Here is a 15,968-nt window from a genome sequence, read left to right on the forward strand (position 1 = left end):
CTCCCACCTTCAAAGCCGATACGGATCAGCTAGCTTTTTCGGTCCTGTGCATTTCAGAGGCCCGACGTGACATGAAGTCCCTCTGGTCCTGGATCAGGGTGACTTTCTCCTGAACTTTCTTCAATTCGATCATGTGCTGCAGCTTCTCAAGAGGCTGTGCCCGGCTGATGAAAAAGCCTTGGAGTTCATCGCAACCGCAATCGCGCAGGAAGTCTGCCTGGTATCGCGTTTCCACACCCTCAGCCGTACAGCGCATACCAAGGGACTTGGCCAGTGACAGCGTCGCAACCGCAATGGACCGGCTGTCAGAGCGCGTTTCGATATCCCGCACAAAGCTCTTATCAATCTTGATGCGATCAAACGGAAAGCGGCGCAGATATGACAGCGATGAATAGCCTGTCCCGAAATCGTCGAGAGCGATGCGAATTCCAATTTCCTTCAACTGGTGAAGGCGCTGTAGCGTGAACTCGGTATCCGACATAAGCACATTCTCGGTGACCTCAAGTTCGAGACGGCTCGGGTCAATATTGTTGGCCGCGATGGCGTGTACGATGGTCGGGATCAAATTCGCCGAATGGATCTGGACCGGAGAGATATTCACAGAGATGCGAATATGTTCTGGTAGTTTGCGAGCTTCCGACAGGGCAGCCCGCAGAACCCAATCTCCGATCCGCGTGATAAGGCCATTGTCTTCGGCATGCTCGATGAACTCACCCGGATAGACTAGGCCGCGCGTCGGGTGCTGCCAGCGCACCAGTGTCTCGCATCCGACAATTTGATGCGTATGCGCATTAACTTGCGGCTGGAAGTAAACCTTGAACTCATTTTCGTTTACGGCGTGATGCAAGTCGGACTCGACCTGAAGCCGCGCCCGGGCACGGTCGTCCAGCTCCTGCGTGAACATGCACCAATTGGCCTTACCTACTTTCTTGGCCTGATAAAGCGCTAAGTCAGCATGCTTCAGAATGACCCTGGAATCCGTCATCTCACTATCGAACAAACGCACGCCGACAGAGGCCGAACAATTCGCCGTTGAGCCCCACAAGTCATAGGGCTCGCTCAAATAGTCTGTCAGTCTGTCTAGAAAGGTTTCCAACTGACCATCTGACGGGCGTTCCACAATCAGAGCAAACTCGTCGCCGCTAATGCGGGCCACAACGTCACGCTCATCGCAGACTTCCTGAAGGCGGGCCCCAACATGTTGCAGCAACTCGTCGCCTGCCGGGTGACCAAGCGTGTCATTCACCCATTTGAAATTGTCGAGGTCCAGCCAGACAAGCGCGCGACTCATCTGCGGGATCAAGGGCTTGCGCATGGCCTTTTCAAGCTGCTCTTGCATGCTCACCCTGTTGGGCAGCCCCGTCAGGCCATCATAGTGGGCCATATAGGCAATACGGTCCTCGATCTCCTTGGACTGCGTGACATCCTTGGCCACGCCGCGGAAGCCTTTGAAAACACCATCCTCATAGATGGGCTTTCCAGTGAGAGACCACCAGCGGTCATCTCCCACATTCTGCACCTTCATAACCAGATCCCTGAAACTCTCTTTGCGCATCAGGCTGGTCTCCAGAACCCAGGAAGACTCATCACGCTGAAATAGCGAGACCAGCGTGTTGCCGATCATGACATTGTCATTCTCGTGCTCGACACCTTCCACGGCCAGCGGAATTTCCATAAGGACTCCGTCCGTATCGGTTTGCCAGAGCCAGTCGGACGTACTTTCCTCAAAATCCCGAAGCAGCAGGGAAATGACTTGTGACTGCTCCTTCACGGCGGCGGCGTTCAATTGCTGCTCGATGAATTGCTCATGCGACCAGCGCACAGCCAGAAGCAGCACAGCCAGATAAACAAGGGACAGAACCGCAACAAACTGATCTTGCGGATTTCCGGTAAAAATCATCGATCCCGCTACGCCCAGGCTGATCGGAAACATGAAGGCGTAAGCGGCAAGAGGGATACGTGATTGCAGGAATGACCCTGCAAACATGATCCCTGCCAGCTGTATGCCCAAAATCATATGGCCCTGATTGTCTGCCGTGTGCATGACGAGGAAAGGCACGGCCCCCCAGATCAGGCCATGGGACAACGCCAATCTGACATAGAAATTCAGCGCCCTCTCAACCGACACTTTAGAACGGTCGAGATGATACTTCCGGGCTACGCTGACAATGTTGAGAACCACCACTGCAGCGGTCCAGATCAGCAAACTATTAAAAACAAGCGTATCGCGAAAACAGAAGAGGACAACCACAACGTTCAGGATGCTTGTCAGCACCATGATCGTGGTCAGTTGGCGCACGAAAGAGAGCTGCTTGAGTTTCAGCTCGTGCGCATGCTTGTCTGACATTTTCATATCACCCACCAAGTCTCTCATAGACCTGCGATGGGCGCTTCCCCAGCCCACAAATTTCATGATCCACCCTGCTCCGTCACATTAAGTCACGATTGCGAATGGACAGCAGCTATCAGCAGGTCATGAACATGAGAGTAGCCAAAGCCTTGGAATTGATCAGACCGAATTAATCACATCCCTCCCGAGAGAAACAAAAATCCCAAAAAAGTTTCATATTTACAATATACTATATCAATCCGAGATGCTTAATAAGAATTCGTCAGAACATACTCGATATTCTGCCCGCGTGCAGTAAAGGCCAGTTTCATCCAGCGCCCTGCATCATCGTACCAGAGCGTGACATCAATATCTGAATCCATCAGATACCTGGTTGTCTGAACAGGCTGTCCTGCTGCTTCAATGGTCTCGGTGCCCTGATCGGAAACGGAGACTTTCAGGATTTCGCCATCCTCGGTCGAGAGCAATTCGCTCGCCTGAGTCTGGGCAAAATTCCAGTGGCTGGAGGGCAGGATTTTGCCGTCGACCTCGCCCTGAAACTCAGTGCCGTTGACCTCCAGCAGAGCCCCTTCGCGCTCGGCTTCGACCTGACCCTTTTCACCATCATCATCCACGCGTCCGTCCAGGGAGACAAGCTCACCATCCTGCCAGACTTCCGTCGCATCCAGATTGTAGCGAAACACCGTAATCGGCCCGAGCCCTGCTTTCAGTTCGACCTGAGAGCGCGCAATCAGCCGCCCCTCAGCATCGCGGTCAAAGCTCACCGTGTGAGTGCCAAAGGGCTTGCCCTTCCTCAGAACATCAAACTGGATCACATCTCCAGCCTGCGGACTCCATCTCGGGGTTTCTGTCTTGGCCTTCGCCGTGCTGGCCAGCATGGCCACACTCAGCAAACCTGCTCCGATGCGAGTAATCATATAAAATTCCTCCAGAAACCGCCCGGTTTTTGAGCGACAAGGCAGACACAGGCCTCATCACCTACCGCCTGTGGCTTGTGACGCATGCCCGGCTCTCCCAGAACCAGATCACCACGTTTGTAAGTGCCGTGCCCGTCAGAGAAACGCCCCTGGATGACAACGGTTGCTTCCAGATCGGCATGGCCGTGCTTGGGCACACTCTGGCCGGGCTCCAGCTTCATCAGCCGCGCCCCTGTCGTTCCGGTCGCCGCATAGCGCACGCCGGTAAGTCCACGGCGCCAACGCGGTCCCTTGTCTATTTGGCGGATCAGCCCATCAACGCTCGCCTGCGGCTTGTGCCGCACCTCAGCCGCGCTAAGCGTGGAGACCTTGTGCACCGGTGCCGCAAGGGGGCCTTCTTCCAGCAAGGCCCCGCCAATCGCCGCCCACCAAGCGGCCGCTTCGGTGCCTTCGGAACTCAACATCACGTGCAGATCCCCAGCCAGTTCAAAGGCGGCAGAATGATTTCCCGCGACATGATCCATCATGAAGGCTGTATAAGTATCCGGACTGGTCAAGACTAAGACCTCTTTGCATTCGTAATCAGCTATCTTTTATTACGCAGCGCAGGCTCAGCTGGATCACATCAAGTGCATGCGCTCCTGTGGCGGTTGTACTCTGCCGTCAGGCGCTCTAGCTTTTGCGGGAACAGAATGATCAGAATCGGACCGGAAAACAGATGAAGCTTCATCGCTCAGTCATTGACCTCATCGGCAATACGCCCCTGCTCAGGCTCAACAAGGTTTCTGAGGAGACTGGCTGCGAGATCCTCGGCAAGTGCGAGTTCCTGAATCCCGGCCAGTCTGTGAAAGACCGTCCGGCTCTCGGCATCGTTCGGGATGCCGAGGCCTCCGGCGCGCTGAAGCCCGGCGGCACGATCGTTGAGGGCACCGCCGGGAATACCGGCATTGGCCTCGCGCTTGTGGGCGCAGCGCTTGGCTATCGCGTCGTGATCGTCATGCCGCGGACGCAGAGCCAGGAGAAGAAAGACGCCATCCGCCTGCTCGGCGCAGAGCTGATTGAGGTGGACGCGGTCCCCTATGCCAATCCGAACAATTACCAGCACTTCTCCCGCCGCCTGGCGGAAGATATGGCGAAGTCAGAACCGAATGGCGCGATCTGGGCCAACCAGTTCGACAATACCGCCAACCGCAAATCTCATTACGAAACCACCGGTCAGGAAATCTGGACACAGACAGACGGCAAGCTGGATGCCTTCATCTGCGCCGTTGGATCGGGTGGCACGCTGGGCGGTGTCTCCATGGCCCTGAAGGAAAAGAGCAAGGCCGTTCAGATCGGCATCGCAGATCCCGGCGGCGCAGCCCTCTATGAATATTACAAAAATGGGGAACTAAAGTCCGAAGGCACCTCCATCACGGAAGGCATCGGTCAGGGCCGCATCACGGCAAATTTGGAAGGCATCGAAGTGGACCGCGCCTATCGCTGTACCGATGCCGAAGCACTCAATATCCTGTTTGACTTGGTGGAGCATGAAGGCCTGTGCCTTGGCGGCTCAGCGGGCGTCAACATTGCCGGCGCTGTGCAGATGGCGAGGGACCTCGGCCCCGGCCACACCATCGTGACCGTGCTGTGTGACTATGGGAACCGCTACCAGACCAAGCTTTACAATCCGGACTTCCTGAAATCAAAAGACCTGCCCGTACCAGCCTGGATGGAGACATAAGACATGGAATCCGGTGACCCGCTCGTAACCGCCCAATGGCTGAAGGAAAACATCTCGGCCCCGGATGTCCGGGTGGTGGATGCCACATGGATTCCACCTTTCCTGAACCGGGATGAAACCGGACGGCAACTCTGGTCAAACTGCCATATTCCAGGCGCGGTGCATTTCGACATTGATGCCATCAAAGCTGGCGGCACAGACCTGCCCCATATGCTGCCGGACCCTGTCATGTTCTCCTCCCGCGTGCGTAAGCTTGGCATTGGCGATGGCAACCGCATTGTTGTCTATGACCAGTTCAATATGTTCGGCGCTGCCAGGGTGTGGTGGATGCTGCGCGTCATGGGCCATCAGGATGTGAAAGTTCTGGATGGCGGCCTGCAAGCCTGGATCGATGTGGGCGGTGAGACCGAAGACATGCCCCCTGTTCCCATGGAGCGCCATTTCACAGCCCGTGTTCGCTCGGACTTGGTCAAGGATGTCACCCAGATGGTGGCGGCCTCCGAAGGCAAGACACACACGATCATTGATGCCCGCTCCAAGGATCGCTTTACCGGCGAGGCACCCGAGCCACGCGAAGGCCTGCCGTCCGGACATATCCCCGGCAGCATATCTGTCCCATCCAGCATGCTGAGCGATGAAAGCGGAAAGATGAAATCGGCTGACGCACTGAAACCCCTGTTCCCGGACACTAGCAGGCCTCTCATCACCACCTGCGGGTCCGGCGTCTCTGCCGCAGTCACCGCGCTTGCCCTGGCCCGCCTAGGCAATTGGGATGTTGCCGTCTATGATGGTTCGTGGACAGAATGGGCCTCGGATTCAAGCCGCCCGATTGCGACGGGCGAAGCATGAGCAAGCAATTAGAAACACGCATCATCCACACCCGCAAAGACAGACTGCCAAGCAAGACAGTCAATCCGCCGGTGGAACGTGCATCGACCCTTCTGTTCGATACAGCAGACCGCCTATATGGCGCAAAGCCCGGCTATGGACGGATGGGACTGACGGTGCACCGCGAACTGGAAGCAGCCTTGTGCGAACTGGAAAATGCCCGGCACGTACGCCTCACCTCCAATGGCCTGCAAGCCTGCACGCTGGCCATCGCCAGTCAGGTGAAAGCGGGCGATCATGTCCTGTATTCGGACTCCACCTATGGCCCGACATCACGGTTCTGCGAACGGCGTCTTGAGCGCATGGGCGTCGAGTCGAGCCGGTTTGATCCTCGCATTGGTGAAGGCATTCAAGCCCTGGTTCGCCCGAACACAAAACTGATCTATCTCGAAGCCCCCGGGTCACTGACATTCGAGATCAGCGATACGCCCGCCATCGTAGAGATCGCAAGGAAACACGGCATCCGCACCGCGCTGGACAATACCTGGGGCGCGGGCCTGTATCACAAGCCGCTGGATTTGGGTGTCGACATCTCCATTCAGGCACTGACAAAATATGTCGTTGGCCATTCTGATGTCTTCGCCGGCGCTGTGATGACCCGTGACACGCGCATCGCTCAGGAGGTGGCCGACACGTCCGAGGATTGGGGCATCAGTCTCTCCCCGGATGATGCCTATACATCGCTGCGTGGCCTGCGCTCTCTGGCAACACGTCTCAAGGCACATGAGGCGGCTGGTCTGGAAGTGGCAAACTGGCTGACCCACCGTCCGGAAGTGGCACAGGTTATCCACCCGGCCCTGCCGACACACCCTGACCATGCTATATGGAAGCGTGACTTTACGGGCGCATGCGGGCTGTTCTCCTTCATTCTGAAAGACACCCCGCCAGAAGCCGTGGACAAGTTCATTGGTGCTCTCAGCCTGTTCAGCATGGGCTTCTCCTGGGGCGGCTTTGAAAGCTTGATCATCCCGTGCGACCAGCAACTGACTCGTATGCAAGACAGCTGGACGCAAACCCGCGCAGGCCCGTTGATGCGCATTCACATTGGCCTTGAAGCGACTTCGGATCTGCTTGCGGATCTTGAGGCCGGTTTCGTCGCCATGGCAGACGTCTAGGTGCAGTGGACAGCGCGCAGAATTGGCCTGGTCCTTGGCCCAGCCCTGGCAGGGCTGATGTGGCTGGTTGGAGCCCCCGCAGGCCTGAATGACGCGGCATGGGGCACGGCCTGCCTGATGGCGCTGATGGCGGTCTGGTGGGCAACTGAGGCCATTCCCATTCCCGCCACATCCCTGTTGCCTCTGTTTGTGCTTCCGCTGATCGGGGCTGGCAGACCCAAAGTCGTTGGCGCAGACTATGCCAGCCATATTGTGTTGCTCCTGCTCGGCGGCTTCATCATCGCGATGGGCATTGAGCGCTGGAATCTGCACAAGCGCATCGCCCTGAACGTGGTCAGCCGCGTTGGTGCACACCCCTATGCGCTAATCTTCGGCTTCATGCTGGCGACAGCGCTGCTGTCCATGTGGATTTCGAATACGGCCTCAACACTGATGATGGTGCCTATCGCGCTGTCTGCCGCAACAGTTCTTGGCGCATGTTCCAAGAAGTTCACCGTCGCGTTATTGCTGGGCATTTGTTACGCGGCCTCGATTGGAGGCGTTGCAACACCGATTGGCACGCCGACAAATTTGATCGCGATCAACTGGCTGCAAAACGAGGTCGACGCCAATATCGGCTTTCCACAATGGATGGCCTTTGGCATCCCGACAGTCGCGCTTCTTTTGCCTTGCGCCTGGTGGAGCGTGACGCGTGGTGTGCCTCATATGGACGATGGGGATGAAATCATCGCAAATGTTCGCCGGCAACGCCGCGAAATGGGGAAGATCACACCGCAGGAATCCCGCGCAGCAATTGTGTTTGGTCTGACCGCCGCCCTATGGGTGCTGCGTCTGCCTATCGAGATTGCCCTGCGCGCGGTGGACATCTCCCTGCTCGAAGGCTTTGGCGGGGCGGAAATCGACATGATGATCGCCATGTTCGGCGCCGTGCTGATGTTCCTGATACCGGCGGGCGGCGGCGAAGATCGCGCTATTCTGAACTGGGAAGAGGCAGAGCGCCTGCCCTGGGGTGTGCTGGTGCTGTTTGGTGGTGGTATAGCCCTCGGCAATGCGGTCTCCCGCACAGGCCTCTCGGCCTGGATCGGGGAAAATCTCGAAGTTCTGAACAGCCTGCCTCCGCTCTTTTTCATTGTCAGTGTTGTGGCGCTGGTGATCTTTCTGACTGAGCTGACCTCCAATGTCGCGACCATGACGACGTTGGCTCCGATCCTGGGCGCACTCGGCATTGCGGTGGGTGTGGCCCCGGCCACCTTGCTGGCCCCGGCGGCCGTAGCTGCGTCATGTGCGTTTATGCTGCCCGTTGCGACCGCGCCGAACGCCATTGTCTACGCAACGAACGAAGTGCCCATGCAGCAGATGATCCGCCGAGGGCTCTACGTCAATCTGCTCGGAATTGTGATCATCGCCGCTGTCGGCTACTGGATCGCGCCGCTCGTGCTCTAGGGGAACTCAGCGCATCAGCGCGAAACTCCCCCAGAAACACTCAGCGCAGTCCCCGACCCAGACTTTGCTGCGTCTCTTATCAAGGGGACAAGCTGAACGCGGCCTGAACCTGTGCTGTCTTAATTGGCAGGCGGCTCGCTGACCTCGACGATCAGCTTGCCGAGGTTCTTACCCTCGAACAGACGGGAAAGACTGACCGGAGCATTCTCCAGCCCTTTCACAATATCTGTTTCGAATTTGAGCTTGCCCTCCATCAGCCAGCCAGCCATTTGCTGCATGCCTTCCGGGAATCGCGGGAAATAGTCGATCACGATGAAGCCCTTTACTAGGGTTCGCCGCATCAGCAAGTTTGAGAAATTGTAAGGTCCGGGCACCGGCTCGGTAGCGTTGTAGGTGCTGATCAGGCCGCAGAGCGGCATTCGGGAGAAATCATTCAGCCGGGCGATCACCTGGTCCATGATCTTGCCGCCGACATTCTCGAAATTCACGTCGATGCCATTCGGGCAGTGCTTGTCCAGCGCCGCGCCGACATCTTCAGACTTGTAATTAATCGCCGCATCGAAGCCGGCCGTCTCGGTCAACCATTTGCACTTCTCATCACTGCCTGCGATGCCGACAACCCGGCAACCCTGAATCTTCGCAATCTGGCCGACCATCGAGCCCACAGCTCCCGCCGCCGCTGAGACGACGACCGTCTCGCCTGCCTTCGGCTTGCCGATATCCATCAGGCCGAAATAGGCCGTCATGCCCGTCGCCCCGAGCGGCCCCATAAAGGCGGTCAGCGGTACGCCAGGCAGTTTTGGCAGCGCGGTCAGCGTTTGCCCCGAATGTGTGGAATATAGAGACCAGGAGCCGAGCCCCGTATTCACAATGTCGCCCGGCGACAGCCCGTCAAACTGGCTTTCGGTCACGACCGCCAGACCGCCCCCGCGCATCGGATCGCCAATCCCGACCGGCGGTAGATAGGCGTCCACATCGCTCATCCAAATACGATTGGTCGGGTCCAGCGATAGATAGATAAGGCGCGTGCGCACTTCGCCTTCTTTCAGGGGCTCCAGCGGGCTTTCAACCAGTTCGAGATCGCCTTCCTTTACCTCGCCCTCAGGCCGCTTGCGCAAAATCCAGGTCTTGTTCATCTCGGTCATGATTGATCCTCCCTATGTCTGGCAGAGAGGCTAGACCGAAACCGCTTCAGCGCAAGACACCTCGCCGCGTCAGCCAGAGTGAATACACGAACAGCAGGATCGCAATCAGCATGATGGCGGCCGTGAAGGCCGGGCTATGAACAATCTTGTGCAGGGCTTCTCTCGGACTGGCTGAGGTCCGGGGCCGAGGGTGGGTGACGCCGCACGCAACAGCGGCTACACCTGCCAGCAACAGAGGATTCTTGACCCATGGCCACTGCCCCCGTCGACAAGGACAGTCATCTCTATCTAGTGGATGCCAGCGCGTATATTTTCCGCGCCTTCCATGCCCTGCCACCCCTGACGCGGCAGAGTGACGGCCTGCCGATTGGTGCGGTCAGCGGCTTCTGCAACATGTTGTTCAAGCTGCTGGAAGATTTGAAAGGCGATGACCGCCCGACGCATTTTGCTTGCATCTTCGACAAATCCTCCATCACCTTCCGCAATGAATTGTACGACCAGTACAAGGCCAACCGCCCCGAGCCGCCGGAGGAGCTGCGCCCGCAATTCCCGCTGGTGCGCCGCGCTGCCGAGGCCTTTGCCGCCCATGCCATCGAGATGGAAGGCTTCGAAGCCGACGATTTGATCGCGACCTATGCCCGCCAGGCCGAGGCGAAGGGCGCGCGCGTGACCATCGTGTCTTCGGACAAGGATCTGATGCAGCTCGTCTCTGACAAGGTGGTGATGCTGGACACGATGAAGAACCGCACGCTGGGCCGTGAGGAAGTGTTCGAGAAGTTTGGCGTCGGCCCGGAAAAGGTGGTCGACATCCAGTCTCTGGCTGGCGACAGCGTGGACAATGTGCCCGGCGCCCCCGGCATTGGCGTGAAGACCGCCGCGCAATTGCTGGATGAGTATGGCGATCTCGAAACGCTGCTGGAACGCGCCGGGGAGATCAAACAGCCAAAGCGTCGCCAGACGCTGATCGAGAATGAGGACCTGATCCGCATCTCCAAACAGCTCGTCACCCTGAAGGATGACGTGCCGCTGGAACTGCCGCTGGAAGACCTGGCCGTTCAGGATCCTGACCCGGACACACTGATCAGCTTCCTGGAGGAAATGGAATTCCGCACTATCACCCGCCGCGTGCGCGAAATGATGGAACTGGAAGGTGCGATCGAAAGCGCTCAGCCTGCGGAAGACCCGATCGACCGCAGCAAATATGTCTGCGTGCGCGAGTTTGAGGTTCTGGAAGACTGGGTCGCCCGCGCCACAAAGCAGGGCTATGTGGCTGTCGATACTGAGACGGACAGCCTCGACTCGATTGCGGCAAATCTTGTCGGCGTCTCCCTGGCGCTATCCCCAAACGAAGCGTGCTACATACCGCTCGCTCATGTCGATCCGGACGGGGCGGGTGATGGCGACATGTTCGGTGCAGACCCTCCGCGCCAGATCCGCATGAAGGATGCCCTGCGCGCCTTGAAGCCGATGCTGGAAGATCCGTCTGTCCTGAAGATTGGCCAGAACATCAAATATGATCTCTCCATCTTTTCGACACACAAGATTGATGTCGCACCCATAGATGACACGATGCTGCTGTCCTATGTTCTGAATGCGGGCAAGCACAATCACGGCATGGACACGCTGTCTGAACGCTACCTTCAGCACAATACCATTCCGTTCAAGGAGATTGCGGGCACCGGAAAATCTCAAGTCACATTCGATAAGATCGCGCTGGACAAGGCGACGGAATACGCCGCCGAAGATGCCGACGTCACGCTGCGCCTGTGGCACATTTTCAAGCCTCAACTGCGCCCGGAAAAGGTCACGACAGTCTACGAGACGCTGGAACGTCCGCTGGTGCCTGTGCTAGCAAGGATGGAGCAGGAAGGTATCAAGGTGGACCGCGACCGCCTCTCTCGCCTGTCGTCTGACTTTTCCCAGCGCATGGCCGCGCTGGAGGCCGAAGCCTATGAGCAGGCAGGCCGAGAGTTCAACATTGGCAGCCCTAAACAGCTGGGCGAAATTCTGTTCGACGAGATGGGCCTGGAAGGCGGCAAGCGGACGAAATCCGGCGCATGGCAAACCGATGCCGATGTGCTGGAAGGTCTGGCCGCGGCGGGCCATGGTCTGCCGCGCACGATTGTGGACTGGCGCACCCTGTCCAAGCTGCGCTCCACTTATACTGAGGCCCTGCAAGCCGCGATCAACAAGAACACGGGCCGTGTTCACACCAGCTTCTCCATGGCGGTTGCGCAGACAGGGCGGCTTTCCTCAACCGATCCGAACCTGCAGAACATCCCGGTGCGGACGGAAGAAGGCCGCAAGATCCGAGAGGCCTTCATCGCCGAGAAGGGCAATGTGCTCGTCAGCGCCGACTATAGCCAGATCGAGCTGCGCATATTGGCCCATATTGCCGACATTGATGCGCTGAAAAGCGCCTTCAAGGAAGGCCTCGACATTCACGCCATGACCGCCAGCGAGATGTTCGGTGTGCCGATTGAGGGCATGGACCCAATGGTGCGCCGTCAGGCCAAGGCCATCAATTTCGGCATCATCTACGGCATTTCCGGCTTCGGCCTCGCCCGCCAGCTGGGCATTCCACAGTCTGAGGCCAGCGACTACATCAAGACCTATTTCAAACGCTTTCCTGGCATCCGCGCTTATATGGACGAGACCAAGGCCTTCGCCAAAGAGCATGGCTATGTCACGACCGCGTTTGGACGGAAGATCAATCTGTCCGGCATCCAGTCCAAAGGCCCGCAAAAGGCTTTTGCGGAGCGTCAGGCCATCAACGCGCCAATCCAGGGCTCAGCCGCAGACATCATCAAACGCGCCATGATCCGTATGCCGGACGCGCTAGCCGATGCGGGGCTAAAGGCAAGGATGCTGTTGCAGGTGCATGACGAACTCGTCTTCGAATGCCCCGAGAAAGAAGCCGACAAGCTGATCGAGGTGGCGCAGGCAACCATGCAGGGCGCCGCTGGACCGGCCTTGCAGCTGTCCGTGCCGCTGGAAGTAGAGGCGCGCGCCGCCAAGAACTGGGCCGAAGCGCACTAGGCGGGACAGGAGAGGGCCTTCCTGCCCTAGCCCCCCGCCTGACACCTTCCGTGCCTCGTCATATGACTGCAAATTGGGAAATCTTCCCAATTCCAGCTCACCTATGCCGCGAAGATCACTTGCCTGTGCAGCAAGTGATCGTATCTTTCAGGAAATTTTCTGAATCGCAGTTGTCACATGTTCGTAAGGCGCTCAGGCTGCTAGCTATGCAGAGTCGCAATAGAGACCGAGGCAGACTCATGCCATTTAATTCCGCTCCGAATGAGTGTCCCTTCAAAATTGGCCACACGCCCCTCACCCGGTTCAGCATCCAGATTGGCGATCATCAGCATGAATTGCTGATCAAGGAAGAGCGCCTCAATGAATTCGGATCAATCAAGGACCGTGTGGCCTGGTATATCCTGTCGCGCACGATAGAAGCGCAAGGCCCCGTCACGGCGGTCGTGGACGCCTCATCCGGCAATTATGGCAACGCCCTCGCCTGCATCTGCGAGCGCCAGGGCATTGAAGCGACAATTGTCTCCTCCCCCTCGATCAGCGCCTATAATGCCGAGGGCATCCGCAAGGCGGGTGCCCGGCTGGTGATCGCTGAGGCGCAGCCCGGCGAATCCTCCAATGCCGCCCGGATGCGCGTGGCTGGTGAGATCGCCAAGGCCGAGGGCATGGTGTTTCTGGACCAGTACGCCAACTTCCTGAACCCGGCCTCCCACCAGAACTGGACCGCGCCGGAAGTGTTCGCGCAAGGCCCGTTTGATGCCTGTTTCGCCACGTCTTCTTCTGGCGGCACAGCGCGCGGCTTCACAGATTATTTGCGGGCGCATCAGGACAAGACGCCGCTCTTCCTGGTCGAGCCGCAAGGCTCCTGCGCCTTTGTCGCGCCGGATGATAGCGATGGCGAAAAGCTGAAGATCCCCGGCTATGGCAGCCAGCGCCGGTCCACCTTCGCTGAGATTACCCCGCCGCCAGCCATGCTGCGCGTGCAGGAACCCGCCGTTCTGGCCGCGTTCGCGCTGTTGCATGAGCACAAGCTGGCCGAGGTCGGCCTGTCCAGTGTGGGCGTGATGCTGGGTGCCATGCAATGGTTGTCCGAACAGGATGGCCCGCGCAGCGCCGTATGCATCTGCGCCGATGGTGATGAGCGTTACGTGGATGAGTTCGAGGGCCGCTATCTGCCGTCCGTCGATCGCGCGGACTATGATGCCGCCTATGCGGAATTGAGTCCGATTATCGCCTCCATGAAGCAGGTGATGCGGGCCAACGCCTAGCAAATACTGACCTTCGCAAACCCAAGGCCTGCGCCTGCCCCTACCGCGCAGGCAAGCGCGCTGCGCGACAATCACCGTTGATAAACCCCGGACTGGGGTCTATTTGCACCGCAAGGGCATTTGACCGATCAAATGCCGACACGTCGAGTAAAGAGGCACAAAGTGGCAGTTCTGTATCGTTCCCGCACATCGACCCATGGACGCAACATGGCAGGCGCACGCGGCCTGTGGCGCGCCACTGGCATGAAGGATGGTGATTTCGGGAAGCCGATTATTGCGGTCGTGAACTCTTTCACCCAGTTCGTGCCGGGCCATGTTCACCTGAAAGACCTTGGCCAGCTGGTCGCTCGTGAGATCGAGGCGGCAGGCGGTGTGGCCAAGGAATTCAACACGATTGCCGTCGATGACGGCATCGCGATGGGTCATGACGGCATGCTGTACTCGCTGCCGAGCCGCGAAGTGATCGCCGACAGCGTCGAGTATATGGTCAATGCCCACTGCGCCGATGCGATGGTGTGCATCTCCAATTGCGACAAGATCACGCCCGGCATGATGATGGCGGCGCTGCGCCTGGATATTCCGGTCGTGTTCGTCTCCGGCGGGCCGATGGAGGCTGGCAAGGTCGATATTGATGGCGAGCTGCGCTCGGTCGACCTGATCGACGCGATGATCGAAGCGGCCAATCCGGACCGGACCGATGCCGAGGTTGAAGCCTTCGAGCAGGGTGCCTGCCCGACCTGCGGCTCCTGCTCCGGCATGTTCACGGCGAACTCCATGAACTGCCTTGCTGAGGCGCTGGGCCTCGCCCTGCCCGGCAATGGCTCGACGCTTGCGACCCATGCTGACCGGGAAAAACTGTTCCGCCGCGCGGGCCGCCGCATCGTGGAGCTGACCAAGGATTATTACGACAATGGGAACACGGCCGTGTCGTCCCGCGGCATTGCCACCAAGGCCGCATTCGAGAACGCCATGACGCTGGACATCGCCATGGGCGGCTCGACCAATACGATCCTGCACCTGCTGGCCATTGCCCGCGAAGGCGAGGTGGACTTCACGCTGGACGATATCGACCGCCTGAGCCGTCAGACGCCTTGCCTGTGCAAGGTCGCGCCCGCGGTTGCCAATGTGCACATGGAAGACGTGCACCGCGCTGGCGGCATCTTCGGCATTTTGGGAGAGCTGAACCGCGCGGGCAAGCTGGACACGTCCGTTGCGACGATCCATTCCGCGACGCTGGAAGAAGCGATCCAGACCTGGGACATCACCACCTCCAATGATCCGGACGTGCAGGAACTGTTCCTGGCCGCGCCGGGCGGCGTGCGCACGACGCAGGCCTTCAGCCAGTCGCGCCGCTACAAGGAACTGGACCAGGACCGCGCAGGCGGCGTCATCCGCTCCGCCGATCATGCCTTCTCTCAGGATGGCGGCCTGGCCGTTCTGTTCGGCAACATCGCCGAGCAAGGCTGTGTCGTGAAAACGGCGGGCGTCGATGATTCCATCCTGAAATTCTCCGGCCCGGCGATTGTCTGCGAAAGCCAGGAAGAGGCCTGCAAGCGCATCCTGAGCAAGGAAGTCAAAGCCGGCGATGTGGTCATCATCCGCTATGAAGGCCCGCGCGGCGGACCGGGCATGCAGGAAATGCTGTACCCGACTTCATACCTGAAATCGATGAAGCTGGGCAAAGCCTGCGCGCTGATCACCGATGGCCGCTTCTCCGGCGGCACGTCCGGTCTTTCGATTGGCCATGTCAGCCCGGAAGCGGCGGAAGGCGGCCTGATCGGCCTTGTCGAAGAAGGCGACATCATCGAGATCGACATCCCGAACCGCACCATCCATGCGAAGATCGACGATGCTGAAATCGCGCGCCGCCGTGCCGCGATGGAAGCCAAAGGCGACAAGGCTTGGAAACCGGTCGAAGAGCGCCCCCGCAAAGTGAGCCGTGCCCTGAAGGTCTACGCGGCTCATGTGGGCAATGCCTCGCAGGGCGCTGTGCGGCTGGATCCGTAAGCAGCCTGAACAGCACTGCGCAAAGCCAAAAAGTCGCACAATCGAAAGTTGACAAACATGCCCCTGGCCAGCTGGA

General features: G+C 58.7%; 11 protein-coding genes. 7 read left to right on the forward strand and 4 right to left on the reverse strand.

The window, feature by feature from the left end; all coding sequences use genetic code 11:
- Window positions 1-25 precede the first annotated feature (25 nt).
- From HY2_RS02045 to HY2_RS16565, 3 genes are all read right to left on the reverse strand, one after another.
- A complete protein-coding gene (locus HY2_RS02045; RefSeq protein WP_233346782.1) occupies window positions 26-2,353 on the reverse strand; it encodes a putative bifunctional diguanylate cyclase/phosphodiesterase in 2,328 nt (775 codons plus the stop codon).
- Window positions 2,354-2,598: 245 nt separating this feature from the next.
- Entirely contained in the window at window positions 2,599-3,267 is a 669-nt protein-coding gene (locus tag HY2_RS02050; protein ID WP_051594625.1) for a DUF6134 family protein, read from the reverse strand.
- A complete protein-coding gene (locus tag HY2_RS16565) occupies window positions 3,264-3,794 on the reverse strand; it encodes a cupin domain-containing protein (protein ID WP_051594626.1) in 531 nt (176 codons plus the stop codon). Before HY2_RS16565 ends, HY2_RS02050 begins: the two co-directional genes overlap by 4 nt.
- A gap of 191 nt (window positions 3,795-3,985) precedes the next feature.
- Between HY2_RS16565 and HY2_RS02060 the strand changes: the two genes are divergently transcribed.
- The 4 genes from HY2_RS02060 to HY2_RS02075 are packed head-to-tail and all read left to right on the forward strand — an operon-like array spanning window position 3,986 to window position 8,436.
- Complete coding sequence (locus tag HY2_RS02060) at window positions 3,986-4,990, forward strand: cysteine synthase A (protein ID WP_034824307.1); 1,005 nt, start codon at window positions 3,986-3,988, stop codon at window positions 4,988-4,990.
- 3 nt (window positions 4,991-4,993) lie between these two features.
- Complete coding sequence (locus tag HY2_RS02065; protein ID WP_034824207.1) at window positions 4,994-5,839, forward strand: sulfurtransferase; 846 nt, start codon at window positions 4,994-4,996, stop codon at window positions 5,837-5,839.
- Window positions 5,836-6,993 (forward strand): cystathionine beta-lyase, encoded by a 1,158-nt coding sequence (metC, locus tag HY2_RS02070; RefSeq protein ID WP_034824209.1) that lies wholly within the window; start codon window positions 5,836-5,838, stop codon window positions 6,991-6,993. Before HY2_RS02065 ends, metC begins: the two co-directional genes overlap by 4 nt.
- Window positions 6,994-8,436, forward strand: a complete 1,443-nt coding sequence (locus HY2_RS02075; protein WP_034824211.1) for an SLC13 family permease — start codon at window positions 6,994-6,996, stop codon at window positions 8,434-8,436.
- Window positions 8,437-8,555: 119 nt separating this feature from the next.
- Here HY2_RS02075 and HY2_RS02080 read toward each other — a convergent pair whose 3' ends face one another.
- Complete coding sequence (locus HY2_RS02080) at window positions 8,556-9,572, reverse strand: NADP-dependent oxidoreductase (protein WP_206740979.1); 1,017 nt, start codon at window positions 9,570-9,572, stop codon at window positions 8,556-8,558.
- 258 nt (window positions 9,573-9,830) lie between these two features.
- Here HY2_RS02080 and polA point away from each other — a divergent pair, with 258 nt between their 5' ends.
- The 3 genes from polA (at window position 9,831) to ilvD (ending at window position 15,892) form a co-directional block, all read left to right on the forward strand.
- Complete coding sequence (polA, locus tag HY2_RS02090; RefSeq protein WP_034824217.1) at window positions 9,831-12,620, forward strand: DNA polymerase I; 2,790 nt, start codon at window positions 9,831-9,833, stop codon at window positions 12,618-12,620.
- 239 nt (window positions 12,621-12,859) lie between these two features.
- Window positions 12,860-13,885 (forward strand): pyridoxal-phosphate dependent enzyme, encoded by a 1,026-nt coding sequence (locus tag HY2_RS02095; RefSeq protein ID WP_034824219.1) that lies wholly within the window; start codon window positions 12,860-12,862, stop codon window positions 13,883-13,885.
- A gap of 171 nt (window positions 13,886-14,056) precedes the next feature.
- On the forward strand, window positions 14,057-15,892 hold the full coding sequence (ilvD, locus tag HY2_RS02100; protein ID WP_267895820.1) for a dihydroxy-acid dehydratase: 1,836 nt from the start codon (window positions 14,057-14,059) through the stop codon (window positions 15,890-15,892).
- Window positions 15,893-15,968 lie beyond the last annotated feature (76 nt).

It is taken from the genome of Hyphomonas pacifica (genome assembly GCF_000682675.1).
Lineage (GTDB): Bacteria > Pseudomonadota > Alphaproteobacteria > Caulobacterales > Hyphomonadaceae > Hyphomonas > Hyphomonas pacifica.